Annotated in this window: 28 protein-coding genes; 9 read left to right on the top strand and 19 right to left on the bottom strand. The window is 57.8% G+C overall.

Features of this window, described 5'->3' with window-relative positions; translation table 11 throughout:
• Positions 1-2: 2 nt before the first annotated feature.
• Positions 3-767, top strand: coding sequence for a TIGR02186 family protein (locus ACR0AG_RS15385; protein WP_480840441.1), 765 nt, complete (start codon positions 3-5; stop codon positions 765-767).
• Here ACR0AG_RS15385 and ACR0AG_RS15380 read toward each other — a convergent pair.
• From ACR0AG_RS15380 to ACR0AG_RS15350, 7 genes are all read right to left on the bottom strand, one after another.
• A complete protein-coding gene (locus tag ACR0AG_RS15380; protein WP_480840439.1) occupies positions 764-1,492 on the bottom strand; it encodes an SDR family oxidoreductase in 729 nt (242 codons plus the stop codon). The two genes, ACR0AG_RS15385 and ACR0AG_RS15380, sit on opposite strands and share 4 nt — an antisense overlap.
• Complete coding sequence (locus ACR0AG_RS15375; protein ID WP_480840437.1) at positions 1,489-3,021, bottom strand: ATP-dependent DNA helicase; 1,533 nt, start codon at positions 3,019-3,021, stop codon at positions 1,489-1,491. Before ACR0AG_RS15375 ends, ACR0AG_RS15380 begins: the two co-directional genes overlap by 4 nt.
• Positions 3,022-3,081: 60 nt before the next feature.
• Positions 3,082-3,720, bottom strand: a complete 639-nt coding sequence (locus tag ACR0AG_RS15370) for an acyl-homoserine-lactone synthase (RefSeq protein WP_480840436.1) — start codon at positions 3,718-3,720, stop codon at positions 3,082-3,084.
• Between the two features lie 83 nt (positions 3,721-3,803).
• Positions 3,804-4,523, bottom strand: a complete 720-nt coding sequence (locus tag ACR0AG_RS15365; RefSeq protein ID WP_480840434.1) for a helix-turn-helix transcriptional regulator — start codon at positions 4,521-4,523, stop codon at positions 3,804-3,806.
• Positions 4,462-4,680: a hypothetical protein gene (locus tag ACR0AG_RS15360; protein ID WP_480840432.1), complete on the bottom strand. Its 219-nt coding sequence runs from the start codon at positions 4,678-4,680 to the stop codon at positions 4,462-4,464. Before ACR0AG_RS15360 ends, ACR0AG_RS15365 begins: the two co-directional genes overlap by 62 nt.
• Positions 4,681-4,890: 210 nt before the next feature.
• Positions 4,891-6,177 (bottom strand): crotonyl-CoA carboxylase/reductase, encoded by a 1,287-nt coding sequence (ccrA, locus tag ACR0AG_RS15355; RefSeq protein WP_480840430.1) that lies wholly within the window; start codon positions 6,175-6,177, stop codon positions 4,891-4,893.
• A 136-nt stretch (positions 6,178-6,313) separates the two neighbouring features.
• The gene (locus tag ACR0AG_RS15350) at positions 6,314-7,672 is read right to left on the bottom strand and encodes a 1-acyl-sn-glycerol-3-phosphate acyltransferase (RefSeq protein ID WP_480840428.1); all 1,359 of its coding nucleotides are present in this window, start codon (positions 7,670-7,672) and stop codon (positions 6,314-6,316) included.
• Positions 7,673-7,817: 145 nt separating this feature from the next.
• Here ACR0AG_RS15350 and ACR0AG_RS15345 point away from each other — a divergent pair, with 145 nt between their 5' ends.
• From ACR0AG_RS15345 to deoD, 3 genes are all read left to right on the top strand, one after another.
• The gene (locus tag ACR0AG_RS15345; protein ID WP_480840426.1) at positions 7,818-9,785 is read left to right on the top strand and encodes a protein meaA; all 1,968 of its coding nucleotides are present in this window, start codon (positions 7,818-7,820) and stop codon (positions 9,783-9,785) included.
• A gap of 121 nt (positions 9,786-9,906) precedes the next feature.
• Complete coding sequence (locus tag ACR0AG_RS15340; RefSeq protein ID WP_480840424.1) at positions 9,907-10,224, top strand: H-NS histone family protein; 318 nt, start codon at positions 9,907-9,909, stop codon at positions 10,222-10,224.
• Between the two features lie 17 nt (positions 10,225-10,241).
• The gene (gene deoD, locus ACR0AG_RS15335; protein ID WP_480840422.1) at positions 10,242-10,952 is read left to right on the top strand and encodes a purine-nucleoside phosphorylase; all 711 of its coding nucleotides are present in this window, start codon (positions 10,242-10,244) and stop codon (positions 10,950-10,952) included.
• Between the two features lie 40 nt (positions 10,953-10,992).
• On the opposite strand, the gene ACR0AG_RS15330 is transcribed toward deoD, so the two are convergent.
• The 11 genes from ACR0AG_RS15330 to ACR0AG_RS15280 all read right to left on the bottom strand — a co-directional run bounded on the left by ACR0AG_RS15330 (position 10,993) and on the right by ACR0AG_RS15280 (position 19,575).
• On the bottom strand, positions 10,993-11,856 hold the full coding sequence (locus ACR0AG_RS15330) for an urea carboxylase-associated family protein (protein ID WP_480840420.1): 864 nt from the start codon (positions 11,854-11,856) through the stop codon (positions 10,993-10,995).
• 367 nt (positions 11,857-12,223) lie between these two features.
• Entirely contained in the window at positions 12,224-12,475 is a 252-nt protein-coding gene (locus ACR0AG_RS15325; protein WP_480840418.1) for a hypothetical protein, read from the bottom strand.
• An 88-nt stretch (positions 12,476-12,563) separates the two neighbouring features.
• On the bottom strand, positions 12,564-13,343 hold the full coding sequence (locus tag ACR0AG_RS15320) for a succinate dehydrogenase iron-sulfur subunit (protein ID WP_480840416.1): 780 nt from the start codon (positions 13,341-13,343) through the stop codon (positions 12,564-12,566).
• 12 nt (positions 13,344-13,355) lie between these two features.
• Positions 13,356-15,164, bottom strand: a complete 1,809-nt coding sequence (sdhA, locus tag ACR0AG_RS15315) for a succinate dehydrogenase flavoprotein subunit (protein WP_480840414.1) — start codon at positions 15,162-15,164, stop codon at positions 13,356-13,358.
• A 12-nt stretch (positions 15,165-15,176) separates the two neighbouring features.
• Positions 15,177-15,560: a succinate dehydrogenase, hydrophobic membrane anchor protein gene (locus ACR0AG_RS15310; protein WP_480840412.1), complete on the bottom strand. Its 384-nt coding sequence runs from the start codon at positions 15,558-15,560 to the stop codon at positions 15,177-15,179.
• A gap of 12 nt (positions 15,561-15,572) precedes the next feature.
• Entirely contained in the window at positions 15,573-15,956 is a 384-nt protein-coding gene (gene sdhC / locus ACR0AG_RS15305; RefSeq protein WP_480840410.1) for a succinate dehydrogenase, cytochrome b556 subunit, read from the bottom strand.
• Between the two features lie 214 nt (positions 15,957-16,170).
• The gene (locus ACR0AG_RS15300) at positions 16,171-16,833 is read right to left on the bottom strand and encodes a DUF1194 domain-containing protein (protein ID WP_480840408.1); all 663 of its coding nucleotides are present in this window, start codon (positions 16,831-16,833) and stop codon (positions 16,171-16,173) included.
• 76 nt (positions 16,834-16,909) lie between these two features.
• Positions 16,910-17,938: a MaoC family dehydratase gene (locus tag ACR0AG_RS15295; RefSeq protein WP_480840406.1), complete on the bottom strand. Its 1,029-nt coding sequence runs from the start codon at positions 17,936-17,938 to the stop codon at positions 16,910-16,912.
• Positions 17,938-18,144, bottom strand: coding sequence for a DUF1737 domain-containing protein (locus tag ACR0AG_RS15290; RefSeq protein ID WP_480840404.1), 207 nt, complete (start codon positions 18,142-18,144; stop codon positions 17,938-17,940). The genes ACR0AG_RS15295 and ACR0AG_RS15290 overlap by 1 nt, the downstream gene beginning before the upstream one ends.
• A gap of 14 nt (positions 18,145-18,158) precedes the next feature.
• Positions 18,159-18,710, bottom strand: coding sequence for an NnrU family protein (locus tag ACR0AG_RS15285; RefSeq protein WP_480840402.1), 552 nt, complete (start codon positions 18,708-18,710; stop codon positions 18,159-18,161).
• Positions 18,711-18,717: 7 nt separating this feature from the next.
• Positions 18,718-19,575, bottom strand: a complete 858-nt coding sequence (locus ACR0AG_RS15280; RefSeq protein WP_480840400.1) for an HpcH/HpaI aldolase/citrate lyase family protein — start codon at positions 19,573-19,575, stop codon at positions 18,718-18,720.
• Between the two features lie 170 nt (positions 19,576-19,745).
• On the opposite strand from ACR0AG_RS15280, the gene ACR0AG_RS15275 reads away from it, so the two are divergent.
• A complete protein-coding gene (locus ACR0AG_RS15275; RefSeq protein WP_480840398.1) occupies positions 19,746-20,045 on the top strand; it encodes a hypothetical protein in 300 nt (99 codons plus the stop codon).
• On the opposite strand, the gene ACR0AG_RS15270 is transcribed toward ACR0AG_RS15275, so the two are convergent.
• Positions 20,042-20,797 (bottom strand): sulfite exporter TauE/SafE family protein, encoded by a 756-nt coding sequence (locus ACR0AG_RS15270; protein WP_480840396.1) that lies wholly within the window; start codon positions 20,795-20,797, stop codon positions 20,042-20,044. The genes ACR0AG_RS15275 and ACR0AG_RS15270 overlap by 4 nt on opposite strands.
• A 161-nt stretch (positions 20,798-20,958) precedes the next feature.
• On the opposite strand from ACR0AG_RS15270, the gene mdh reads away from it, so the two are divergent.
• The 4 genes from mdh to sucD all read left to right on the top strand — a co-directional run bounded on the left by mdh (position 20,959) and on the right by sucD (position 24,844).
• Entirely contained in the window at positions 20,959-21,921 is a 963-nt protein-coding gene (gene mdh / locus ACR0AG_RS15265) for a malate dehydrogenase (RefSeq protein WP_480840394.1), read from the top strand.
• A gap of 312 nt (positions 21,922-22,233) precedes the next feature.
• Positions 22,234-23,427 carry an ADP-forming succinate--CoA ligase subunit beta gene (gene sucC, locus ACR0AG_RS15260; RefSeq protein WP_480840392.1) on the top strand — a complete coding sequence of 398 codons (1,194 nt, stop codon included), beginning with the start codon at positions 22,234-22,236 and terminating at the stop codon, positions 23,425-23,427.
• Positions 23,424-23,945, top strand: a complete 522-nt coding sequence (locus ACR0AG_RS15255) for a hypothetical protein (RefSeq protein WP_480840390.1) — start codon at positions 23,424-23,426, stop codon at positions 23,943-23,945. Before sucC ends, ACR0AG_RS15255 begins: the two co-directional genes overlap by 4 nt.
• Positions 23,946-23,962: 17 nt before the next feature.
• Entirely contained in the window at positions 23,963-24,844 is an 882-nt protein-coding gene (gene sucD / locus ACR0AG_RS15250) for a succinate--CoA ligase subunit alpha (protein ID WP_170573356.1), read from the top strand.
• Positions 24,845-24,877 lie beyond the last annotated feature (33 nt).

The following is a 24,877-nucleotide window of genomic DNA, read 5'->3' as shown; positions in this document are numbered from 1 at the left end:
TCATGTTCCGTCTTGCCGCCGCGTTTTGCCTGTTGTGCTTGCCTGCGTTTGCAGCGTCAGAACAGGTCGTATTGGGCCTGAGCCAGGATCGCGTTTCAATCACCGCAACCTTTGACGGGTCGGAAATTCTGATTTTCGGCGCAGTCAAGCGCGAAGCACCTATCCCCGAGGGCCCACCCCTTGAGGTCATCGTTGCCGTCTCGGGCCCGTCCGAGCCGGTGACCGTGCGCCGCAAGGAAAGAAAGTTCGGGATATGGGTCAACACCGACAGCGTGCTGGTTGATCTGGCACCCAGCTTTTATGCCGTCGCCACCAGTGCGCCATTGAATGAAATCCTGACACAGACCGAGGATTTGCGGCACAGCATCTCGATTGAAAACGCGGTTCGTCTGGTCGGAGCGGAAATGGACGTCAAGGGCGCACAGGATTTTGCCCGGGCGGTTGTTCGCATTCGTGAAAACGAAGGCCTCTATTCGATCCGTGAAAACACCGTCGCGGTGGATGAGCAGACCTTGTTCCGGACCTCTATCAAGATGCCGGCCGACCTGACCGAAGGCGACTATGCTGCACGGATTTATCTGACTCGCGGAGGGCGGGTCGTTTCAGACTTTGAAACCACCATCGATGTACGCAAGGTCGGGTTGGAGCGAATTTTGTACAACATGTCGCGCCAGCAACCGGTTTGGTACGGCCTGATGTCTCTGGTCATCGCGATTGCCGCTGGCTGGGGTGCGTCCACGGCGTTCCGTCTGCTACGGGAAAACTAGCCCCGTCCGATATAGGGCATCGTTGTCGCCATCACGGTCATGAACTGAACATTGGCTTCGGCCGGCAGGTTCGCCATGTGCAAAACAGACCGCGCGGCATCCTCGACCGACATGGTCGGATCGGGTGTCTTTCCGGCTGCGGTTTGCGCCTCGACCAGACCTTCGACCATCGGCGTTCTGGCGTTGCCGATATCAATTTGCCCACAAGCAATGCCAAAAGGACGACCATCCAGAGACAGGCTGCGCGTCAGGCCGGTAACCGCATGTTTTGTCGCGCTGTAATGCACCGAGTCGCCGCGCGGCACGTGGGCCGCAATTGATCCATTGTTGATGATCCGACCCCCTTGTGGCGTTTGATGGCGCATGGCCCCGAATGCCGATCGTGCACACAGAAACATGCCGTTCAAGTTCACATTGACGGATTGATACCACGACTCCAGCGGGATCTCGTCAATCGTGCCTCCGGGGGCAAAGATACCCGCGTTGTTGAACAAAACGTCCAGCCTGTCCGTCTCGTTCAGGAAAGACTTGAAAGCGCGCGAGACAGCGATGGGGTCGGTCACATCGGCGACCAGCGGGATAGCCCGATCACCACCTTTGGCCATCGCTTTCAATGTATCCGCGCTGCGGGCCAGCAGACCAACGGTCCACCCTTCGGACAGAAACAGCTCTGCCGTTGCGCGCCCGATGCCCGAGCTTGCTCCGGTCACGATGATGGTTTTCATGTTTCCTCAGCCTCCAATGTAAGCGACGGCGCTGGCGCGGCGCGCAAGTCATCGACACGTAGCGGATGCGTCGGCTTGGACAAGCGATTGCGGACGACCCAGACAAGCCGCTCTTGCGCGCGGGTGATGGCCACATAGGCCAGCCGTTTCCACAAGGGCTGCCCGGCCTCGGTGCGCCCCATCCGGGCTGCGGCATAGATATCCGGGGCAAAGACCTGCACCGTATCCCATTGCGATCCCTGCGCTTTGTGGATGGTCACGGCCGCACCATGCAAAAAGGTAGCCCCCATGCGCGCCGCGTAAGGGATAAAGGGCTCTTCTTCGTCCGGCTTTTCGATCTGCACAATCGAGGCGGCGCTGACCTGCGGGTCTTCGGCCCCCATCACATGCAAGCGCGAAAAGCCGGGCTTGCGCCCGGGACCGAGATAGATCACCTGCGCGCCTTTGATCAGGCCGCGCGCTTCAAGGTCCAGACGTTTTTTGCGATGCTTCAAAGGCAGCTCAATACCGTCACAAATCAGCGGTTCGCCCTCCAACAGCTCGGTCTCGGGGGCGCCATGGACGTTGCGGAAGGCCTGTATCAGACGAATGCGGGTCGCATTGCGCCAGACCAGAACCGGGCTGCGGGCCATCAGATCAACCTCGACCCGCTGACCCCAGACAACACGGTCGTCCTTGCGCGCGGTCTCTTCGATCAGACGTTCGAAATCCTCAAAACCCAACGCCGGATCGGCCAGCGCATGGGCAAGGTCCAAAATCGGGTTGTCCGCGGTCTGCCGATGTACCCGGTGCAGTGTCAGCTTGCGCGGTTCGGGCAAACCGTCAAACACCATCGAGCCCGATTGGTTTACGGGCGCCAACTGGGCCGGATCACCAAACAACAGCAAAGTTGGAAAGATCTCTTTCAGGTCTTCGAATTGCCGATCGTCCAGCATCGAAGCCTCGTCAACAAAGCCGATATCCAACGGCTCTTCCCGCCGCTTCCAGCCGGTGATGAAATCCGAACCGCGCAGCCCCGCAGCCGCCAGCGCGCCGGGAATGGATTTGTTATTCGCATAAAACGCCGCGGCCCGATCCAATGCCTCGTCGGTGAGGCCCTCGATCTCGGGCCGTTCGTCATTTCCGGCCAGCCATTCGGCAATGCGCTCATATTCCGGGTCATAGACGGGCGTGTAGAGAATGCGGTGAATGGTCGTCGCAGGCACACCGCGCAGGCGCAGAACGCTGGCGGCCTTGTTCGTGGGTGCGAGTATGGCGAGGCTACGTTTGTCCCGCGATTTTCGGCTTTCGAAATCACCGGAGATCAGGTTGACGCCCGTTTCCGCAAGCGCCTTGTAAAGCTCTGCCAGCAAAAGCGTTTTCCCCGACCCCGCCTTGCCTATCACAGCCATAACGCCTGATTTGCCATCACTCGGAGGCTTTAGCAGCGCATCGTCTTCAAGATCGACACCTGCCGAACGCAACATCTCGGCAATGCTGTCGAACGCGGCGGCCTGGTCTTCGGAAAAAGTTACTTGGGGCAGAGACATGGCGCGACCCTACAGGGACACGCCAGCGCCGACCAGAGAGGTCGGTGTAAATTCCTGACCTCAGGCCGACAAAGCGAACCTGTGCCGCGCCGTGTTGCCGAATGCAGTCCGGAACCATAGGCGCGACAGTTCACGCGGGATGCCTGCGCGTTCTGCAACCCGGTTGCAGTCATCAGCGGAATAGGGCCACAGACCGACAGAAATCTGGTCACGGCCCTTGCCTTGAGACCCCAGAACAACCGGGGAAGATCCGATCAGACGATAGATCCGGATCATCCGCGCATCAAAAACGCCGACAATATGGGTCAGACCGAACCCTTCCATGATTTCACCACCGCTCAGCATGATGGCGCCAGCGGTGTGGGGACCCGCAGTGCGTGACAGGCAAAACCGTGTCACCTCCCAGATCATCGGGCTGTGGATCGGGCTGCCGCCGGTCAGATGCCCGAACACTTCGTTAACCATGACCCGTCCGGTTGTCGGCAAAACCCGCATTGACCCGCCGTGACTGCCATCCGGTTCCTCCCAGATCACATAGAGCGGATTGAGATCGTCGTATTGGTCCCGCTCTTCGCCTTTTTCATTAACCTTAACGTCCCAACCGAGCCTGGTCTTGAACTGGTCGGCGCGATCCCGAAACATGCCTTCGGCCAAGATCGGATAATTGTGAAGTTCGTCTGCATAAATATAACGCAGCATGACGTATTCCCCTTGTCGTCCATAATTGGAACAAAAGGAGTACGTAGACGTGGTTAATTTCTGATAAGCGCAACGTACTGTCGTTAAACGACTATTAAACCTCTGCTGAGTGCCGTTGCGATGGCGTGAGTCGTGTTCTGAGCGCCCAGCTTGGACCGGGCGCTTTCGATATAGGCGCGCAAGGTGTGTTCTGAGATCGACAACGCATGGGCCACCTGCGCCCGGCTATGGCCCAACGCCAGCAGGGTCATTGCGTCAATCTCGCGCGGGGAAAGGCCGCGCCGATTTTCGGGCTGCCTGTCTCGGGCAAATTCCAGCGCTTTACGATTGAAATAATGCGCAACGAGGATCAGATCCCGGCCATAGACATCGACAAACCCTTGCCATTTCTTGTCATCGCAAGAGGTATTGACCGTGAACAAGGCAAACTGACCGCTTGGCCCCCGCAGTGGAATGGAATACCCTTGGTTGCCGACGCCATGATCCCGGGCGTCCTGCAAAAACGCACGGGCTGCCTTGCCGGACCAGTCCAGCTTTTTCCAGTCGACAGGATGAAATCGTTGGAAACAGCCCAGGATGACGGGGTCAATACGGTGATAGTTTCTTTCCTGGTACCGCTCGGCCCAGTCATCGGGATAGGTGGTGAACCCGTATTGATCCCCTGCCCCGTCAACCCAATGATAGATGATGTGATCGATGCCCAAATTGTCGCGAAGGCGGATGGCGACGTCCGTCAGTTCTTCAAGCGTGCTGGTGTTTTCCAAATCCTCTGGGATCTGACTTAAGTCGAATTTCGTTGCCATTCGCGGGCGTCCGTGCCTCATCCTGCATGGACGTTATTTCGGCCGCTGCGATCAGCCGGGTATCATCCAACTGTTCGGCAAGCGCGCTCATACCGTTTGCCACCGCAAAGGCGTTGAGGTCCGACAGAACGTCCAGTATCCACTCATTTTTCGCCATCCAAGGTGTCCCCGAAATAGTTAACGAAGGGTTAACACAACCATAACATGTGTGCAGTAATTGCGCATATTCACTGCTTTCTACTCCCCAAAAATAGCGAGGCCTTTTTCGCTAGATGGTTGAAACTCAAGGAAAGTGTCTCAGAACACAAAACACCCGCAAAGCGCGTCAACGCCTTGCGGGTGTGGCTTGATAACTTTAACGGGAATTTTACGAGCGCGCGTCCAACACTTCGTCGAGGGTGCGCATCCCCGTACGAGGTGCCTGAACAAGAACAGACATATTCCCTGGTTTGTGCTCGTTCCGCATCATCTTCATATGCGCCTCTGGCAGGTCCGCCCACGAGAACACCTCGGACATGCAGGGATCAAGGCGGCGTTCAACCATCAATTGGTTCGCGGCGGACGCCTGTTTCAGATGCGCAAAGTGCGAACCCTGCAGGCGCTTCTGGTGCATCCACATGTAACGCACGTCGAAGGTCAGGTTATAACCGGTGGTACCGGCGCAGATCACAACCATGCCGCCCTTTTTCACCACAAAGGTCGAAACCGGGAATGTGCTTTCGCCGGGGTGTTCGAACACCATGTCGACATTCACACCCTTTCCGGTGATGTCCCAGATGGCTTTGCCGAACTTGCGGGCCTCTTTGAACCACTCGGCATATTCCGGCGTGTTGACGGTCGGCAACTGCCCCCAGCAATTGAAATCCTTCCGGTTGATCACACCCTTGGCGCCCAGACCCATGACGAAATCACGCTTGCTTTCGTCCGAGATCACACCGATCGCGTTTGCGCCTGCGGTATTGATCAACTGGATCGCATAAGAGCCCAGACCACCCGACGCGCCCCAAACCAGAACATTCTGGCCTGGTTTCAGATCATGCGGCTCGTGGCCAAACAGCATCCGGTAGGCCGTGGCCAGCGTCAGGGTATAGCAGGCGCTTTCCTCCCAGGTCAGGTGCTTGGGGCGCGGCATCAGCTGTTGTGCTTGCACGTTGGTGAACTGTGCAAACGAACCGTCCGGCGTCTCGTAGCCCCAGATGCGCTGGCTGTCCGAATACATCGGGTCGCCACCGTTACAGGCTTCGTCGTCGCCATCGTCCTGATTGCAGTGGATGACAACCTCATCCCCCACTTTCCACCGACGCACCTTGTCGCCCACGGCCCAGACAATGCCCGACGCATCCGAACCCGCGATGTGAAAGGGCTGACCATGGCCGTCAAACGGGCTGATCGGTTTGCCGAGCGAGGCCCAGACACCATTATAGTTGACGCCCGCGGCCATCACGAGAACCAATACCTCGTGACTGTCCAGCTTCGGCACATCGACGACCTCAAGCTGCATTGCCGTGTCCGGTTCGCCATGCCGTTCTTTCCGAATGGCCCACGCGTACATCTGCTTGGGCACGTACCCCATCGGAGGGATCTCTCCCATCTCATAGAGGTCCTTTTCCGGCGCCTCATACGACGCGATGCCGCTTTCGGTATCCAAAGCCATAGTGGCCTCCCTTGATCAGAAACTTTGCCGCGGCGCAGAATCGCCGCCTTCTGTCAGAGGAATATTGACAACAAGGTAATATTACAACCCTTTTGAGGTCGGTTTTGAAATTTTATAACCTTGCCGATGCAGAAATTCATTTTGCGGTCGCGGCATCCGGCGGCCAGGAGATCGCCGGACTGGACGCGGCGTAGTAGGTTAACAGTTCAGGTCTGTCACCGGATGGCTTCAGCAAACCGTCCTCTCGGGTCAGGATTCTGCGGTCGACCAATTGGTCGATGCCGTCATCGATGGCCTGCCCGTTTTCGTCCGCCAGATCGGGCCCTCCGGTCGCGATCAGATGCGCTTTCAACGCCTCTTCGCTTATCGGGCCGTGCTGTTCAATGATCCGACAGGTTGCCGGCACCGGTAGGATCGGTATCGCGTCCCCAATCCGCCGCATCAGTTCCCGGGCCAGGTCCGTGGTCAGATCGCGATCGCCATCCTGGCCGAATTCCCGCAACGAGATGGGTCTGCCATAGCGCACCGAAGCAAGCCCGAAGCGTTTGTAACGGCCCAGCAATCTGCGCCAAATCTGCTTGAGCGTCCACCGCGTGATAACACCGATACGCGCGTGAAATCGCCTTTCGTTTCCAAGTGCGGCAGCGGTCAGCACAGTATCTTCCAGAACCCGATCATAGTTCAGGGCGACCGGTACAAAAACAACATCGCGCCCCTTTGGGTCCGCCCCATCAGTGATGTATTTCAGCAGCCCAAGCTTTGGGCGACCCAATTGACCGCTCAGGCTTAACCCGCCTTCGGGAAACATGGCTTGGGTGACACCGGCCTCGGTCGCATGGCGCACATAGCTGGCCAGAACCTGCCGATACAGGTCACTGCCCGACTTGCGACGAATGAAATAGGCCCCCATCGCCCGGATCAAACGGCTAAGCGGCCAGACACGTGCCCATTCACCCACCGCATAAGACAGCGCCGATTGCCTCGCAGCCAGATAGGTAACCAGAACATAGTCCATGTTGCTGCGGTGGTTCATGACAAAGACCACCGTGGCATCCGGGTCGATGGTGTTGATCGCCTCTTCGTCTTCATAACTGAGCCGCACGTTGTAGAACGCGTTACTCAGCAAACGTGCGATACGGATGGCGAAACTGAAATAGGCGAAGGCCGAGAAGGATGGCACAATCTCACGCGCGTAACGGCGCGCTTTTTCTGATGCGACGGCTTCGGGCACGCCTTCTTCATGGGCGTAGCTCTGTGCGGCTTTGCCGACTTGCGGATCATAAGTCAGACGCTGGATCATGTCATGACGCCCGGCCAGCTTGAACGGCTGGATCGGGCGCTGCAAACGTTTGTTCAGCCGCGCAACGGCCCGCTCAAGCCTGCGGCGAAAGAACCACCGCACCGACGGAAACAGAAAATGCGACGCGAAAGTGACCGCAGCAAACACCACGATCAGCACAAACAGCCAAAGCGGAATTTCCACGGTCTGCATCATGCCTGCACAGTGCCACCATTCGACGGCACCGACAATCCGCAGAAATTCAAGATGCCGCAACGCAGCGAATTGACATATCCTGAAAATTGCGCTTTAGAGGCTCTCACGGTAATTTTGTTACCTTGGAAATCGCGAGGACCGCCCAATGACGCAGATGCAGAAAGATCGCCCCTGGCTGATCCGGACCTATGCTGGACATTCCACGGCGCGGGCCTCTAACGCTCTTTATCGCGGCAATCTGGCCAAAGGGCAGACCGGCCTATCGGTGGCCTTCGATCTGCCGACGCAAACCGGATATGACAGCGATCACACCCTGGCGCGTGGCGAGGTTGGCAAGGTGGGCGTTCCCGTTTGCCATCTGGGTGATATGCGGGTTCTCTTTGATCAGATTCCGCTGGAACAAATGAACACGTCGATGACGATCAACGCCACCGCGCCGTGGTTGCTGGCCCTGTATATTGCCGTGGCCGAAGAACAGGGCGCCGATGTCGCGAAACTGCAAGGCACGGTGCAGAACGATCTGATCAAGGAATATCTCAGCCGTGGCACTTATGTTTGCCCGCCGAAACCGTCGCTCAAGATGATCGCGGATGTGGCCGAGTATTGCTATGCCAACGTGCCAAAATGGAACCCGATGAACGTGTGTTCCTACCACTTGCAAGAGGCGGGCGCGACGCCTGAACAAGAGCTCGCCTATGCGCTGGCCACTGCAATTGCCGTTTTGGATGAGCTGCGCCCGCGTGTACCAGCCGAGGATTTTCCCGCCCTGTGCGGTCGCATTTCGTTTTTTGTGAACGCAGGCATCCGCTTTGTTACTGAAATGTGCAAAATGCGCGCTTTTGTCGATCTTTGGGACGAAATCCTGCAAGATCGGTACGGGATCGAAAACCCCAAGTTCCGCAGGTTCAGATATGGCGTACAGGTCAACTCGCTTGGACTGACCGAACAGCAGCCCGAAAACAACGTCTACCGCATCCTGATCGAAATGCTGGCCGTCACCTTGTCCAAGAAGGCACGCGCGCGTGCCGTTCAACTGCCCGCCTGGAACGAAGCCCTTGGCCTGCCCCGGCCCTGGGACCAGCAATGGTCGATGCGGATGCAGCAAATCCTGGCTTACGAAACCGATCTGCTGGAATACGGCGATCTGTTTGATGGCAACCCGGCAGTGGATGCAAAGGTCGAAGAACTCAAGGCAGATGCACGCTCTGAGCTGGCCAATCTGGAATCGATGGGCGGCGCTGTGGCCTCGATCGAGTATATGAAATCCCGTCTGGTGGATTCCAATGCGGAGCGCCTGAACCGGATTGAACGGAATGAAACAGTTGTCGTTGGCGTCAATAAATGGACCGAAGGCGAACCTTCACCCCTGCAGACCGAAGATGGCGGCATCATGGTGGTTGATCCTGCGGTCGAACAGGAACAGATCAATCGCCTGAACGACTGGCGCGCGGAACGAGACGAACGCTCGGTCGCACAGGCCCTGGCCGATTTGCGCGCGGCCGCACAGCGGGGGGCCAACATCGTGCCCCCGTCCATCACTGCGGCAAAAGCCGGTGTCACGACAGGGGAATGGGCCGAAGAAATGCGCAAAGCCTATGGCACCTATCGCGGTCCAACCGGGGTTTCGGGCTCGGTATCCAACAAGACCGAAGGTCTCGACGATCTGCGCCACGCGGTTGACGCCGTCAGCGACAAGCTGGGGCGCCGTTTGAAATTTCTGGTGGGCAAGCCCGGTCTGGATGGCCATTCCAACGGGGCCGAGCAAATCGCCTTTCGTGCCCGCGATTGCGGAATGGACATCAACTATGAAGGTATCCGACTGACCCCGGAAGAAATCGTTTCCGCAGCCGCCGCCGATGATGCACACGTGATTGGCCTGTCCATCCTGTCGGGCAGCCACCTGCCCTTGGTCAAGGATGTGATGCAACGACTGAAAGACGCGGGTCTTGACGATATTCCGGTGGTTGTGGGTGGAATTATCCCAGATGACGATGCCGAATTGCTGAAATCAATTGGCGTGGCAAAAGTCTATACACCGAAGAATTTCGAATTAAACGAAATCATGGGTGATATTATTACTTTGGCCGATCCCCAAACTCTGGTTGCAGAATAAATTCCAGCCCAACGCTATCCGATCCAATCTATTTCCGTAACTGGGGATAGATAAATTCCTTATTTGGAATTAAGTTTGGCCAATCTGCCAATAAAACCAATAACGGGTACGGAGAAGAACGATGGGGATAAATCTGGATAAAATGTCGCGTAAAGAGCTGCTGTCTTTGCGTAACGACGTTGAAAAGGCGCTGAAGAACGCCGAAAAACGGGAACGCGGCGAGGCCTTGAAGGCTGCTGAAAAAGCGGCGGCTGAATTTGGGTTCTCTTTGGCCGAATTGTCGGGTGAAACGACCCGTCCGGGGAAAATAGGCAAGGCACGGGCCAAATACCGCAACCCGGCCAATCCGGAACAGACCTGGACAGGGCGAGGAAGAAAGCCACAGTGGATTCATGACGCCTTGCATTCCGGGGCGGATATATCCGATCTCGAAATCTAAATGAAACAGGTTTCAAAATGACAATTCATATTGGTGCCGAAAAAGGTGAAATTGCGGAAACCGTATTGCTGCCCGGCGATCCGTATCGCGCGAAATGGGCGGCAGAGACGTTTCTGTCCGATGTCAGGCTGGTCAATGAGGTTCGCGGGATGCTTGGGTTTACCGGCACCTGGCGCGGCAACCCTGTGACAATCCAGGGCAGCGGCATGGGAATGCCCTCGCTGTCCATCTACGTCAACGAACTGATCCGTGATTTCGGCGCCAAAACTCTGATCCGCATCGGATCCTGCGGCGGTATGCAGGACAGTGTGAATGTACGCGATGTCATTTTGGCGATGACATCTACCACGCTGAGCACTCCGTCGCGCGGGATTATGAAAGAGCTCAACTTTGCCCCCTGCGCGGATTGGACTTTGTTGCAGGCCGCAGCCAAAGCCGCCGAGGCGAAAGGCACACCAACTCATGTCGGCGGCATCTATTCGTCAGATGTGTTTTATGATGAACGCCCGGACCTGAACGAACAGATGGTGCGCCACGGCATTCTGGGCGTCGAGATGGAAGCGGCAGAGCTTTACATCCTGGCCGCGCGTCACAAGTGCCGGGCCCTGGCGGTTCTGACCGTGTCCGACCACCTGCTGACGGGTGAGGCTTTACCGTCTGAGGATCGTGAACGCAGCTTTGGCGATATGGTTGAAATCGCCCTGCAAGCCACATTCCCGGACGCTTAAACATTGCCGGGGCGCGACCCCTGTCGCGCCCTGCCGTTGCTTACAGCCCGTGCGACCGGTCATACCCGTTGCGAGGCGGGCTTTCCCAACCTTTCAACGCCGCTGCATCCGAGGCAAACACCTCGACCAGCAGTGGATAGCATGCGGCTGTGTCCGACGAATGCTCGGACGAGCAATCACCACCGGGGCAGGCGCTGAGATTCCCGAGCAGGTCAATTTCGGCGAAAAACTCCAGGTAATCTCCGGGCCTGACGGGGGATGCCTTCATGAAATACTGGCCGGTGTCCCGAGTGAAACCGGTGCACATAAAGACGTTCAGCACGTCGTGTACGGCTGGTTCTGCCTCGGCCAGTGAAATGCCAAGATGATCTGCCAAGGCGCGAGTCAGATTCGAATGACAACAATGGTGATACTGTGTACCGGCAAGAAGGTTACCGGTGTAAGGATCACACCGCGTACCGATCACATCGTGAACGGACCCGCCAAAGGCATCGATTCCGTACCAACCCAACGTATCCTCGACAATGGTGGCCATTGGGCGCATGTGCGGAAAGCTCGACCACATCCGCTCACCTGTCGTCAGGTGCGTGCCGTGCAGCGCGCGGGTCTTGCCCGAATAGAACCGCTCGGACAGATCCTTCAGGTTCCACAGATTCAAATCGCCAACCTGAGACCCCTCGACCGAGGTGATCCGAAAGAAATGACCCGCTGGAACCTCAAAGCACTTCGCGTCGCGCGGCGGCACAAGTACCTCGCCGGTTTTACGGGCTGTATCACGCACAGTCTTGAGAAACTGCAGGTCCGGTCTTGGCAGGCTATCGTTCGGATAACAAATGACCGGAGGTATAGCGCGGCGCGCTTCGGCATCCGCGGGCGGTTGAAGATTGTGTTGATTGTCTGACATGGCGCAGAGATTGGACCAGTTTTATCACAGAGGAAAGGCCGGATTATCGCCGATCTTTCAAACACACATTCGGCTGGTCATCCCCTTGCGACACCGCCCCGCAAAAGCTGCATTTCCACAGGCCTTCCTTTCGGTGCTGACGCCACCGGCAATCGCGCGACAGTGACGAAGTGCGCGACCGCCAGAAGAAATAGGCAAAGACCCCTGCGGCCAGCAATAACAGAAGAACAGGCATCTCTTTGCTTGGCGGTTTGAACTAAGATTTTCAAGTGTGTTTGGTTGTCGGGCACAGGTTCATTCGCATAGTTTGCGGCAACACATGGCCCCGAAAGGCTGACACCTCTGCGTGCCAGCCTCGCCGGTTCGCTTAGGCCGCCATACAGGCGTTCGCAGCTGCAGCTTGCGCTTCGGTCACACCGTCACCGGGAACAAACACTTCGGTCTGCTGGCCATTTTGCAAGGTATATTGCGTTGTGAAAGACCCCTTGATCCCAACCTTTTCCGCACATTCCACCTGCTTGAACACAAGGTTGGCCCGGTCCGAGCCGGACGATCCACCACAGGCAGACAGGCCCGCAATCGCAGCGACGGACAGAATTTTGAAAAGAGTTTGGGTCATTGGTGCTCTCCTAGAATGAAACACCCGCAGAACACGAAAAAACCCGGGATGTTTCCATCCCGGGTTTTGCTATTTACATCAGCTGTGATCAAACTGCGCGGTCGATCATCATCTTCTTGATCTCTGCAATTGCCTTGGCGGGGTTCAAGCCCTTTGGGCAGGTCTTGGCGCAGTTCATGATGGTGTGGCAACGATACAGCTTGAAGGGGTCTTCAAGCTCATCCAGGCGCTCACCCGTTGCCTCATCCCGGCTGTCGATGATCCAGCGATAGGCGTGCAACAAGGCCGCCGGACCCAGATAGCGGTCACCGTTCCACCAATAGCTGGGGCATGAGGTCGAGCAGCTGGCGCACATGACGCATTCATAAAGACCATCTAGCTTCTTGCGGTCTTCGATGGATTGCTTCCACTCTTTCGCAGGACGGTTGGTCTTGGTCTCCAGCCACGGCATGATCGATGCGTGCTGAGCATAGAAATGGGTCAGGTCCGGGATCAGATCCTTGACCACCGGCATATGCGGCAGCGGATAGATTTTCACGTCGCCCTTGATCTCATCCATGCCGTAGATACAGGCCAGCGTGTTGATCCCGTCGATATTCATCGCGCAAGACCCGCAGATGCCTTCGCGACACGACCGGCGGAAGGTCAAGGTCGGGTCGATCTCGTTCTTGATCTTGATCAGCGCATCCAGAACCATCGGGCCGCAACTGTCCATATCGACGAAGTAGGTATCGACGCGCGGGTTCTGGCCATCATCGGGATTCCAGCGGTAAATCTGGAACTTGCGTACATTGGTCGCGCCGTCCGGCTTGGGCCATGTCTTGCCCGTCGTGATGCGCGAATTCTTGGGGAGGGTCAGTTGTACCATAAGTTCCTCTCCTTAGAACGTCCGCGCCTTGGGCGCGATTCGTTTCAGGCTGATGCCGCCTTCGTCTTCGGTGGTCAGCGGATCAACAATGACAGGGCGATAGCTCAGCTCGACCTTGTTGCCTTCAACACGGCTGACCGTGTGCACGCGCCAATTCTCATCGTCCCGCTCGGTGAAATCTTCATGCGCGTGCGCGCCGCGGGATTCCTTGCGCGCCTCGGCCCCTACGATTGTGGCCAGCGCGCTTGGCATCAGGTTGGTCAGTTCCAGCGTTTCCATCAGATCGCTGTTCCAAACCAGGCTGCGGTCCGAGACTTTCAGATCGTCCATCTTGGCCGCGATGGCTGTCATTTTCTCGACCCCTTCTGCCATCGTTTTGGCGGTGCGGAACACGGCCGCGTCCTCTTGCATGGTGCGCTGCATCTCAAGCCGCAGATCGGCGGTTGGCACCGCGCCGCTGGCGTTGCGCACCGCGTCGAACCGATCAAACGCCTTGTCGACCGAGGCCTGATTCAGCTCGGGGTTCGACGCGGTCGGATCGACGACCTTACCCGCGCGGATCGCGGCGGCGCGGCCAAAAACCACAAGGTCGATCAGTGAGTTCGACCCAAGCCGGTTCGCCCCGTGGACCGAGGCGCAGCCGGCTTCACCCACAGCCATCAGGCCCGGAACCACTGCGGTCGGGTTATCTTTGGTCGGGTTCAGAACCTCACCCCAATAGTTGGTCGGGATACCGCCCATGTTGTAATGTACTGTCGGCAAAACCGGGATCGGTTCCTTGGTGACGTCAACACCTGCGAAGACACGCGCGGATTCCGAAATACCGGGCAGACGTTCCGCCAGCGCATCGGCAGGCAGGTGGCTGAGGTTCAGGTGAATATGATCCCCATTGTCGCCATGGCCGCGCCCTTCGCGGATTTCCATCGTCATCGAACGGCTTACATAATCGCGTGGTGCAAGGTCTTTGTATTGGGGCGCATAACGCTCCATGAACCGTTCGCCTTCGGAGTTGGTCAGGTACCCGCCCTCGCCGCGCGCACCTTCGGTGATCAGACAGCCCGAACCGTAAATTCCGGTTGGGTGGAACTGCACGAACTCCATGTCCTGCAAGGCCAAACCCGCGCGGGCCACCATGCCGCCGCCGTCCCCGGTGCAGGTGTGGGCCGATGTCGCGCTGAAATACGCCCGGCCATATCCACCGGTTGCCAGCACCACCATCTTAGCGTTGAAGACGTGCATCGTGCCGTCATCAAGCTTCCAGCAGACTACGCCCTGACATTGCCCGTCCTCAGACATGATCAGATCAATGGCGAAATACTCGATATAGAATTCAGCGTTGTTCTTCAGCGACTGACCATAAAGCGTATGAAGGATCGCGTGGCCGGTCCGGTCAGCGGCGGCGCAGGTGCGCTGCACAGCGGGGCCTTCGCCAAATTCGGTCGTATGACCGCCGAAGGGACGCTGATAGATCTTACCCTCTTCGGTCCGGCTGAACGGCACGCCGTAATGTTCCAGTTCGTAGACCGCCTTGGGTGCCTCACGCGCGAGGTATTCCATCGCGTCCGTGTCGCCCAGCCAGTCCGAACCCTTGACGGTGTCATACATGTGCCATTGCCAATGGTCGGGACCCATGTTGGACAGTGACGCTGCAATACCGCCTTGCGCCGCGACCGTGTGCGAACGGGTCGGGAAGACCTTGGTCACGCAAGCGGTTCGCAAACCCTGCTCGGCCATACCCAGGGTTGCGCGAAGGCCCGCGCCGCCTGCCCCGACAACCACGACGTCATATTCGTGGGTTTCATATTCATATGCTGCTGTCATTGTTCTTGTTCCTTACTGCGCATATCCAAGGGCAAGCCGGGCCAGGGCAAAAAGACCCGCCGCGATCAGCGTATAAGCAAAGGCCCGGGCCGCCATCAGGGTCAGTTTTTCCGCGACGCCATGCACATAGTCTTCGATGGCTTCCTGTGCTTCACGCAGGAGGTGCGGAACAACAACAACCAGCGTAAGACCCATGACAATCGCAGGGAACGGACGGCTGTAATAGGCCAGCGCCTCTTCGTATGTGCCGCCTAGTGCGCGACCGAATGTAAAGACAAAAAGCGGAACGAGAATGACAAGCGCCGCCGAGCTCAGCATCATTTGCCAGTGGTGATGCGTGCCCGCGCGTCCTGCACCCATGCCCTGCGCGCGTTTTCGGTCTGTCAGAAACTGCATAGCCAACCCCTCTTAAAGCGCCACAGCCGTGATCACGGCCAGAACGGTTGCAAGAACAAACATGCCAGCGCCAAGCTTTTCCGAAGTCTCGACGTTCAGGCAGTATCCCAGATCCCAAATGACGTGCCGCAGGCGGCCCAGCATGTGATAGAAAATGGCCCAGGCCGCTGCGAACATGACCAGATCGCCGAGAAAGCTCGTCATCAGACCGTTGATTTGATCGAAGGCGCTTTGGGACGTGGCCGCCGCAAGCAACCACCAGACGACCAACAAAGCCAAGCCAAACGACGCAAGACCCGTGATACGCACCATGATAGAGGATATGGACGTCATTTGCGGACGATAGATCGTCAGGTGCGGGGAAACTGGGCGGTTGCCTCGATTTACATCGGCCATGGTGGCTCCTTTTCGGTTGGCTACCGAACGTTTTACTGTTTTTTGCGACTCTGTCACGTGCTGCACATGCAAAAAACCAAAAAACGAGGGCAATTTGATGGATATTTACTGTTCGTGATCACACAAAATAATCTCGTGATCACAAATATGCCCTTACGGGATCAATGTTAGCGTTTTCATAAGGAAAGCATTGTGATCACGAATCTGTTTACCTCTAGTCGATGCCCGCGGTTTGTCGGGTAACTTCGCGCAAAAGCTTTTTACGGATGCGTTCCGGGTAGTCTTCGAACCCCGAGGCTGAAACAACAAACGCTCCCTCGCCCACAATGACATTTTCAAAGAAATAGGCGGTCAAATCCGGTTCGCTTTCTTCGATGGCAATCGCGTTGACGGTTATGCCGCGCCGCGTCAGGCTTTCGCGCAGTTCCGAAGGCTCGACCCCCTCGTTCGAGATCCCGTCGCCCGAGATATCAATCAGGTGCCGTTTGCATTCTGTCACTTCGGCAAAGCTATTCACCGTGACCTCCAGCGCTTCGCCGATGGCTGTCGAGAAGTTCCGCCAGACACGTGGATCAGAGGCGACCCGATCCGCGAACGCCTCGACCGCGATGAAACTGTCGATCACCGTCCAGGGAACCGTGATGCGCTGCCGGGACGACCCGGTCCATTGCACCAGCATCAGACGCGCGTTTGCACGCACCAAAGCTTCGGACACAACCGGATCGCGCAAACCCGCCGCCAATCCGTCCATCTGTATCCGATATTCATCGGAGTCGACCGAACCCGAGACATCCACAGCCAAGGCTAGCGCCAGATCGCAGGCTTTTGCCGCAGGCACCAGACACAGCCAGAGGATAAGGGATCGCAACAACACCATGCCCGCACGTTAGCACGGAAACCGCGTTTCGCGATCACATCAATGTCAGCGCTGTATTGGCGCGAAGCCGCACCCCTTAGGTCGGGATCAGGACCCAGTAATCGAGGTCCAGCAACACGTCCGAAGTGTATTTGCCATCATCACCCCGCAGCTCGAAAGCCGTGCCGCCTTTGGTTGCGACCAGGCGAAGTCGCAGGGCCCCGACGCCCGGAGTATCCGTTTCAGCCTTATCCAGAACTTCGGACCACGCTTTGATCGTATCCCCGGCGAAACAGGGGTTCGCATGGGCCCCACCGCTCAGCCCCACGATCATCTGCGCGTTGGCCAGGCCATTGAACGACAGCGCGCGCGCCATCGAAATGACGTGACCGCCATAGATCAGGCGCCCCTCAGGGCGGAAGGTCAGATCGAAATGGACCTTGGCAGTGTTCTGCCAGAGGCGCGTGGCCAGCATATGCTCGGCTTCCTCCACGGTCACGCCGTCCACATGGTCAATCTTTTCACCGATCTCGTAGTCGCCCCAGCGATGCGGTTCGCCAGATTGAACGAAGTCATAGGCCGAGAAATCCAGTCCTTCGGGAACGACCAAGTCCTGCGGGTCAAGCACCGTTTTTAACTCGGGCACAACCGTCTCAGGCGCAGGCGCATCAGGGTTGGATTTACGCACCATGACCCAGCGCACATAATCGATGACCACGTCGTCCAATTGATTGAGCCCACGAGTCCGCACCCAGACCACGCCGGTTTTACCGTTTGAGTTCTGCTTGACCCCGATCACCTCGGATACGGCGCGTAGGGTGTCGCCCGGGTAGACTGGTTTCAGCCACCGCCCCTCGGCATAGCCCAGATTGGCCACCGCATTCAGCGAGATGTCCGGCACCGTTTTGCCAAAAACCACATGGAATGCCGCCAGATCATCAATCGGGCTTTCCGGAAGGCCGCAAGAGCGTGCAAATTCATCCGACGAATAGAGCGCGTGGCGCGCCGGGTAGAGCGCGTGGTACAGCGCCCGCTCGCCATCGGTGACAGTACGGGGCACGGCGTGTGTCAGCACCTGACCAACAGCGTAGTCCTCGAAGAACCGGCCCGGATTGGTCTTTGCCATCACTGCTGCCCCAGCTTCATGTCAGGGGAGTAGTCCGCTGCGACCTCTTTGGTCACCGCCTGCGCACAGCGCATTACCCCGCCCGTGGCATCAAAGGCATATGAGGGATCGCCATAAAGTTCCCACCCTTTGGCCAACGCGTCAGACACTTTGTGACAAAAGGCCGAGCTGTCTTCCTCGGTCAGCAAGCGATAGAGTTTCGCCATTGTTCAGTTCCTTCTCAGCCAAAGGGGGACGGGCCCACCAATCCGTGGATATAGCCAACGACACCCAGCAACACGATCGAGGCCACAAAGAACATCGCATCCTTGCCGTAGGTTCCGGGTTCGCCCGGGGTCCAGTCGGGCTCGGATTTGTTGATCACGATGACTTCGACCACGGCCCAGGCCAGCAACCCGCCGAACAGGATGATCGAGGCCAGGTCGCCATTCACCAGCAAATGCGCAAAAGCCCAAAGCTTGAAACCCGCCAGCATCGGGTGGCGCATTCCGTGCAACAGGCGGCCTTTCTGGCCGGCGGGACTGGCCAGATAGAAGGCAATCAACACCAGCAGGTTGTTTATGTGGGTCAGGAAAGTGGGGGGCGCCCAGACATAGATGAAGTCGGTCATGCGATACCCGAAGATCATCAACAGGATCGCGGCGAAAATGGCCAGCGCCACGGCCCCTTTGCCTGCGTCGCCCATTGCAGCGCGCCGTTCCGGCATCGCGCGCTTGAACAGATGTGCGGCCCACCACAATGCGACCCCTAGTATCAGAAGAACAAAGCCCATGGCTGACTTACCTCGCTTGCAAAGCTTGTATCGCTTCTGCTTTTGCCAGAATTTCCCGGGCAGTTACAACGTGCAGGTTTTCGACGATCTTGCCATCGACCACAGCAACGCCTTGCCCCTGGGCCTCGACCTCTTCGAATGCGCTAATCTGGCGGCGCGCCAAATCGATTTCGGTGTCCGAGGGTGCGAAGGCCGCATTTGCGACTTCGATCTGGGCCGGGTGGATCAGGGTCTTGCCGTCAAATCCCATATCGCGGCCTTGCGTGCATTCAGCCGCAAGCCCTTCTGCATCTTTGAACGCATTGTAGACCCCATCGACGATGATCAACCCCTCGGCCTTTGCCGCCAGCAGGCACAGACCTAGTGATGCCATCATCGGCAAGCGGTCAGGTCGGGAGCGGGTCTGCAACTCTTTCGCCAGATCGTTGGTACCCATGACAAAACCCGCCATCAAAGGGTGCGCCGCGATCTCCGCCGCATTCAGCATGCCCCGCGGGGTTTCCATCATCGCCCAGATCGGCAGATCACCGGTGATTGCCGCCAACGCATCAACATCCGTGGCAGAATCCACCTTGGGCAACAGCACAGCATCCGCATCCATCTGACGAACCGCCTCGGCATCCGCGCGACCCCATTTGGTATCCAACCCGTTGATCCGTACGATCTTGACCCGCGCACCAAACCCGCCCGTCGCCAGCGCAGCCTTCAGCGTGTCGCGGGCATTCTCTTTTTCGTCGGCGGCAACCGCGTCTTCCAGATCGAAAATGATTGCGTCCACCGGCAGGCTGCGCGCCTTTTCCAACGCCCGCTCTCTGGAGCCCGGAATATAGAGAACCGAACGATAAGGTCGCTGGCGGGGGTCCATTTTCTTCTCCGTGAGAAATAAAGTTGCGCGGAATGGGCCACTTTTTGTCGGAAAGTTCAAGAACAAAATCGCCGCATCGCAGCATTCGTGACGCAACGTGCGTTGGTTTAACCGGATTTCGGTCTGTCCCGCGCACCCTTTCGGGCAGTTGGAATCGAAAGGGTGCAAGGATGGAAAAGACAGTGTTCGGGATGACAATGGGGTTTGGCATCTTGGTTCTAGCCGCAAGTCAGGTTCAGGCGCAAAGCTGTGCCCCCCGCGACGATGTGATGAAACGGCTGACCGAAACCTATGGGGAAACGCGCCGGGGCATCGGCATCGCGCGTCAGGGCGCGGTGATGGAGCTTTTTGCCTCGGAGGTCAGTGGCAGCTGGACGATCACAGTGACTTTGCCTGACGGGCGAACGTGTCTGGTGGCGTCGGGTCAGGCGTATGAAGATATGGCCGAGGCGCTGCCGCCCAACGCCTAAGTGAGCGCGTCCCAGATCAGCTTGCTGCCGGTCAGGGTCAGCAGCACATAGGCAAGGCCAAAGAACAGGCGTTCGGACATCATGAAATGTGCCCGGACGCCCAGCCACGCCCCAACCAGGGCAAACGGGATCAACAGCACATCCGCGAGCGCCGTGTGCCACGTGAACAGACCCAGATAAGCGAAGGGCACGAATTTCAGCGCATTGATCACCCAGAAGACCAGAACGGTGCTCGCCTGAAACTCGGTCTTTGTCACACGCTGTGACAGCAGATAGACGGCGGCGGGCGGGCCGCCTGCATGGCTGACGAAACTGGTGAACCCGGCGACCAGCCCCGCAAACAGCCCGGCAGAAGGCGGCAAACGGTTTGTGAATCCCCGGATCCAGCCATTGGTCTGCGCCAGATGCCAAATCACAAACCCGACCGAGATCCCCCCGATCAGCAGGCGCAATAGGTCATCATCCGTCACGCGATAGAGCCATGCGCCCAGCGCCACGCCCGGCACCCCGCCCAGGATCAGCAGGCGCGAATCCGGCCAACTCCAACGGTTCCAGTAGGGTTTCAAGGTCGCCACGTCGATCACCATAAGGATCGGCAGCATCAGCGCCAGCGCCTGCCCCGGCGTCAGGATCAAAGCCAGAATCGAGGATGAGGCAAAGGCAACGCCGCCCCCGAACCCGCCCTTGGATATCCCTGCAAAGATCACCGCCGGGATGGCCACGGCAAAAAACATCAGGTTCAATTCGAACATGCGGTGGCCCCGGTTTTGGCTTGAGTCACAAGCCGTTTAGCGCAACCAGGTCAGAGGTTGCAAACAGTATGCGGTTGTATGCCACGTCGCAGAACCCTTGCGTATTTCGGCCCGAACGACTAGCACAACCGCGATTTCAATTCCGACCGGAGATATTCCAAATGGCCAGACCCAAGATTGCGCTGATCGGCGCGGGGAACATCGGCGGCACGCTTGCTCATCTGGCAGCTGTCAAAGAACTGGGTGACGTTGTCCTGTTTGACATCGCTGATGGGTTGCCGCAGGGCAAGGCCCTCGACATTGCCGAATCCGGCCCGTCCGAAGGCTTTGACGCCTCGATGAAAGGCTCCAGCGACTATGCGGATATCGCCGGTGCGGATGTGTGCATCGTCACCGCAGGTGTCGCCCGCAAACCGGGGATGAGCCGCGATGATTTGCTGGGCATCAACCTGAAAGTCATGAAATCGGTCGGCGAAGGCATTGCCGCCCACGCGCCCGACGCGTTCGTGATCTGCATCACCAACCCGCTGGACGCGATGGTCTGGGCCCTGCGCGAATTCTCGGGCCTGCCGCACAACAAGGTCTGCGGCATGGCAGGCGTTCTGGACTCGGCGCGTTTCGCTCACTTCCTGTCGGAAGAATTCAGTGTCTCGATGCGCGACGTCACGGCCTTTGTTCTGGGCGGCCACGGTGACACGATGGTGCCGTCGGTGCGGTATTCGACCGTTGCAGGTATCCCGCTGCCCGATCTGGTTGAGATGGGCTGGACCACGCAGGAAAAACTGGACGCCATCGTTCAGCGCACCCGCGATGGCGGCGCCGAGATCGTTGGCCTGCTGAAAACCGGCTCGGCCTATTATGCACCGGCAACTTCGGCAATCGAAATGGCCGAGGCCTATCTGAAAGATCAAAAGCGCGTCCTTCCCTGCGCTGCCTATTGCAGCGGCGAGCTGGGTGTTGACGGGCTTTACGTCGGTGTACCGACGGTGATCGGCGCAGGCGGTGTCGAGCGGATCGTTGACATCAAGCTCAACGCTGACGAACAAGCCGGTTTCGACAATTCGGTCAATGCGGTTAAGGGCCTGATCGAGGCCTGCAAGGGTATTGATAGTTCGCTGGCCTAAAGCGCAACAGACATTAGCTATTCGAACCGGCCCGAATTCGGGCCGGTTTTCTTTTGTCAGGGCGCCCGACGATGCGAGGAGTGTTGGCGCAAACGCTGCAAATCCCTTGTTTGAAAGCTATTTCCGCTGGATTGATCAGAAAATCGAATCAAGATGATCCTCTTTGTGATTTTGTGATCACACCCTAAAATACCGTGATCACAAATATCGAAAATCTTCTGCAATTTCCCGTGACACATCAAAAAAGCCTTTAACCTTGCCCGTTAGACACGCCTATAACGGTGTAATCGTAGTCAGACGGGACATTTTTCGATGAACATTCACGAATATCAGGCCAAGGCGCTTCTTCGCAGCTATGGCGCTCCGGTCTCCGATGGTCGCGCAGTGTTGCGCGCCGAGGAAGCCAAAACCGCAGCCGGTGAGCTTGATGGGCCGCTTTGGGTCGTCAAGGCACAGATCCACGCGGGTGGTCGCGGCAAAGGCTCTTTCAAAGAGACCGACGCTGGCGAAAAAGGCGGCGTCCGTCTGACCAAATCGGTGGAAGAGGCCGCTGAGGAAGCCAAAAAGATGCTGGGCCGCACGCTGGTCACGCATCAGACCGGCCCCGCAGGCAAGCAGGTCAACCGCATCTATATCGAGGCCGGATCTGGCATCGAACGCGAACTGTATCTGGCCCTGCTGGTGGATCGCCAGACCAGCCGTATCTCATTTGTCTGCTCGACCGAAGGCGGCATGGATATTGAAGAGGTCGCCGCAGCAACGCCCGAGAAAATCTTGTCCTTCTCAGTCGACCCGGCAACCGGCTATCAGGCCTATCACGGCCGCCGCATCGCCTTTTCGCTGGGTCTGCAAGGCGCGCAGGTCAAGCAATGCGTCAAGCTGATGAACCAGCTCTATAACGCCTTCGTCGAGAAAGACATGGAGATGCTGGAGATCAACCCGCTGATCATCTCGGACAAGGGCGACCTGAAGGTGCTGGACGCCAAGGTCGGTTTCGACGGCAACGCGGTCTACCGCCACCCCGACATCGCCGAGCTGCGCGACACGACCGAGGAAGACCCCAAGGAACTGGAAGCCAGCAAATACGACCTGAACTACATCGCGCTGGACGGCGAGATCGGCTGTATGGTGAACGGTGCCGGTCTGGCGATGGCCACGATGGACATCATCAAGCTCTATGGGGCTGAGCCTGCCAACTTCCTGGACGTTGGTGGCGGTGCGACCAAAGAGAAAGTGACCGAGGCGTTCAAGATCATCACCTCGGACCCGAACGTCAAAGGCATTCTGGTCAACATCTTCGGCGGCATCATGCGCTGTGACGTCATCGCCGAAGGCGTTGTCGCCGCGGTGAAAGAGGTCGGCCTGCAGGTTCCGCTGGTCGTGCGTCTGGAAGGCACGAATGTCGAGAAAGGCAAAGAGATCATCAACACCTCTGGCCTGGACGTGATCGCGGCAGACAACCTGAAAGACGGTGCCGAGAAGATCGTGAAGGCGGTTAAGGTTTGAAGCACGTGATCGCAGGTTTTCGTCATTCCGTTGCAAATATTTGCCTGGTTTTGGTGTCAGTTTTCTTCGTTTCTGCAGCCTCAGCTCAAGATCTCGAACCAGGCACCAAAAGCTTGGGCTTGGAAGACACTGCGAACCTGTTTATCGGGGTCTGCGCTGATACTTATCCGAACTTTCGTAAGGCTAAGAAAGTGCTTGCCCAAAACGGGTTTCAAGCTCACTCAAAAACGGGAACGTTTTACGATGGTGAGCGAGACGTGTCTTTTAAACTCACACGTAGCTCGAATGGCAAAGTGTGCTCGATGGTTTTCTCATCGGAAGAAAAACCGGAGGAACTCGGCCTGTTGCTTGCGGTAGGAAGCACGCAAGGAGCCGACGGTAATGCGAAAATCGACGTTGATCCGAACACTTTCGCGACTCGAACAAACTCGCGCGGAGGTTCGGTTATGAATTTCGCGCCCACAATCGTGAACAACGGCAAACAATACTTTCGTGCGTCCCTGAGCGCATCTAACTGACAAGGAGACTCCACAAAATGGCAGTCCTCATCGACGAAAATACCAAAGTGATCTGTCAGGGCTTTACCGGCTCGCAGGGCACATTCCACTCCGAACAGGCCATCGCCTATGGCACCAAGATGGTTGGCGGTGTGACCCCCGGCAAAGGTGGGATGACCCATCTTGATCTGCCCGTTTTCAACTCGGTTCACGAGGCCAAGCATGTGACCGAGGCCAATGCCAGCGTGATCTATGTACCGCCGCCCTTTGCGGCTGACTCGATCCTCGAGGCGATTGATGCCGAGATGGAGGTGATCGTGGCGATCACCGAAGGCATCCCGGTTCTGGACATGATGAAGGTGAAGCGCGCGCTGGAAGGCTCGAACTCGCGCCTGATCGGGCCGAACTGCCCCGGTGTCATCACGCCCGATGCCTGCAAAATCGGCATCATGCCCGGCCACATCCACAAGCGCGGCTCGGTCGGCGTTGTGTCGCGTTCGGGCACCCTGACATACGAAGCCGTCAAGCAGACCACCGATGTGGGTCTGGGCCAGTCCACCTGTGTTGGCATTGGCGGCGACCCGATCAAAGGGACCGAGCATATCGACGTGCTGGAATGGTTCCTGGCGGATGACGAGACTCACTCGATCATCATGATCGGTGAGATCGGTGGTTCAGCCGAAGAAGAAGCCGCGCAGTTCCTGGCGGATGAGGCCAAGAAGGGCCGCAAGAAGCCGACCGCCGGCTTTATTGCAGGCCGCACAGCCCCTCCGGGCCGCCGCATGGGCCACGCGGGCGCGATTGTTGCCGGTGGCAAAGGCGGTGCCGAAGACAAGATCGAAGCCATGCGCAGCGCCGGTATCGTCGTGGCCGAAAGCCCGGCGCAGCTGGGTGAGGCTGTGCTGGAAGCGATTGGATGATAGCTGATCGACTCTCCAAAGGCGCTGAAGGCA

This window comes from Ruegeria sp. H6, assembly GCF_056532975.1.
Note: the sequence above shows the minus strand (reverse complement) of the source record. Positions and strands in the feature narration are given on the sequence as shown.

Coding starts and splice junctions, on each gene's coding strand:
- ACR0AG_RS15385 (WP_480840441.1), top strand. CDS start 3: ATGTTCCGTCTTGCCGCCGCGTTTTGCCTGTTGTGCTTGCCTGCGTTT.
- ACR0AG_RS15380 (WP_480840439.1), bottom strand. CDS start 1,492: ATGAAAACCATCATCGTGACCGGAGCAAGCTCGGGCATCGGGCGCGCA.
- ACR0AG_RS15375 (WP_480840437.1), bottom strand. CDS start 3,021: ATGTCTCTGCCCCAAGTAACTTTTTCCGAAGACCAGGCCGCCGCGTTC.
- ACR0AG_RS15370 (WP_480840436.1), bottom strand. CDS start 3,720: ATGCTGCGTTATATTTATGCAGACGAACTTCACAATTATCCGATCTTG.
- ACR0AG_RS15365 (WP_480840434.1), bottom strand. CDS start 4,523: ATGGCAACGAAATTCGACTTAAGTCAGATCCCAGAGGATTTGGAAAAC.
- ACR0AG_RS15360 (WP_480840432.1), bottom strand. CDS start 4,680: ATGGCGAAAAATGAGTGGATACTGGACGTTCTGTCGGACCTCAACGCC.
- ccrA (WP_480840430.1), bottom strand. CDS start 6,177: ATGGCTTTGGATACCGAAAGCGGCATCGCGTCGTATGAGGCGCCGGAA.
- ACR0AG_RS15350 (WP_480840428.1), bottom strand. CDS start 7,672: ATGATGCAGACCGTGGAAATTCCGCTTTGGCTGTTTGTGCTGATCGTG.
- ACR0AG_RS15345 (WP_480840426.1), top strand. CDS start 7,818: ATGACGCAGATGCAGAAAGATCGCCCCTGGCTGATCCGGACCTATGCT.
- ACR0AG_RS15340 (WP_480840424.1), top strand. CDS start 9,907: ATGGGGATAAATCTGGATAAAATGTCGCGTAAAGAGCTGCTGTCTTTG.
- deoD (WP_480840422.1), top strand. CDS start 10,242: ATGACAATTCATATTGGTGCCGAAAAAGGTGAAATTGCGGAAACCGTA.
- ACR0AG_RS15330 (WP_480840420.1), bottom strand. CDS start 11,856: ATGTCAGACAATCAACACAATCTTCAACCGCCCGCGGATGCCGAAGCG.
- ACR0AG_RS15325 (WP_480840418.1), bottom strand. CDS start 12,475: ATGACCCAAACTCTTTTCAAAATTCTGTCCGTCGCTGCGATTGCGGGC.
- ACR0AG_RS15320 (WP_480840416.1), bottom strand. CDS start 13,343: ATGGTACAACTGACCCTCCCCAAGAATTCGCGCATCACGACGGGCAAG.
- sdhA (WP_480840414.1), bottom strand. CDS start 15,164: ATGACAGCAGCATATGAATATGAAACCCACGAATATGACGTCGTGGTT.
- ACR0AG_RS15310 (WP_480840412.1), bottom strand. CDS start 15,560: ATGCAGTTTCTGACAGACCGAAAACGCGCGCAGGGCATGGGTGCAGGA.
- sdhC (WP_480840410.1), bottom strand. CDS start 15,956: ATGGCCGATGTAAATCGAGGCAACCGCCCAGTTTCCCCGCACCTGACG.
- ACR0AG_RS15300 (WP_480840408.1), bottom strand. CDS start 16,833: ATGGTGTTGTTGCGATCCCTTATCCTCTGGCTGTGTCTGGTGCCTGCG.
- ACR0AG_RS15295 (WP_480840406.1), bottom strand. CDS start 17,938: ATGGCAAAGACCAATCCGGGCCGGTTCTTCGAGGACTACGCTGTTGGT.
- ACR0AG_RS15290 (WP_480840404.1), bottom strand. CDS start 18,144: ATGGCGAAACTCTATCGCTTGCTGACCGAGGAAGACAGCTCGGCCTTT.
- ACR0AG_RS15285 (WP_480840402.1), bottom strand. CDS start 18,710: ATGGGCTTTGTTCTTCTGATACTAGGGGTCGCATTGTGGTGGGCCGCA.
- ACR0AG_RS15280 (WP_480840400.1), bottom strand. CDS start 19,575: ATGGACCCCCGCCAGCGACCTTATCGTTCGGTTCTCTATATTCCGGGC.
- ACR0AG_RS15275 (WP_480840398.1), top strand. CDS start 19,746: ATGGAAAAGACAGTGTTCGGGATGACAATGGGGTTTGGCATCTTGGTT.
- ACR0AG_RS15270 (WP_480840396.1), bottom strand. CDS start 20,797: ATGTTCGAATTGAACCTGATGTTTTTTGCCGTGGCCATCCCGGCGGTG.
- mdh (WP_480840394.1), top strand. CDS start 20,959: ATGGCCAGACCCAAGATTGCGCTGATCGGCGCGGGGAACATCGGCGGC.
- sucC (WP_480840392.1), top strand. CDS start 22,234: ATGAACATTCACGAATATCAGGCCAAGGCGCTTCTTCGCAGCTATGGC.
- sucD (WP_170573356.1), top strand. CDS start 23,963: ATGGCAGTCCTCATCGACGAAAATACCAAAGTGATCTGTCAGGGCTTT.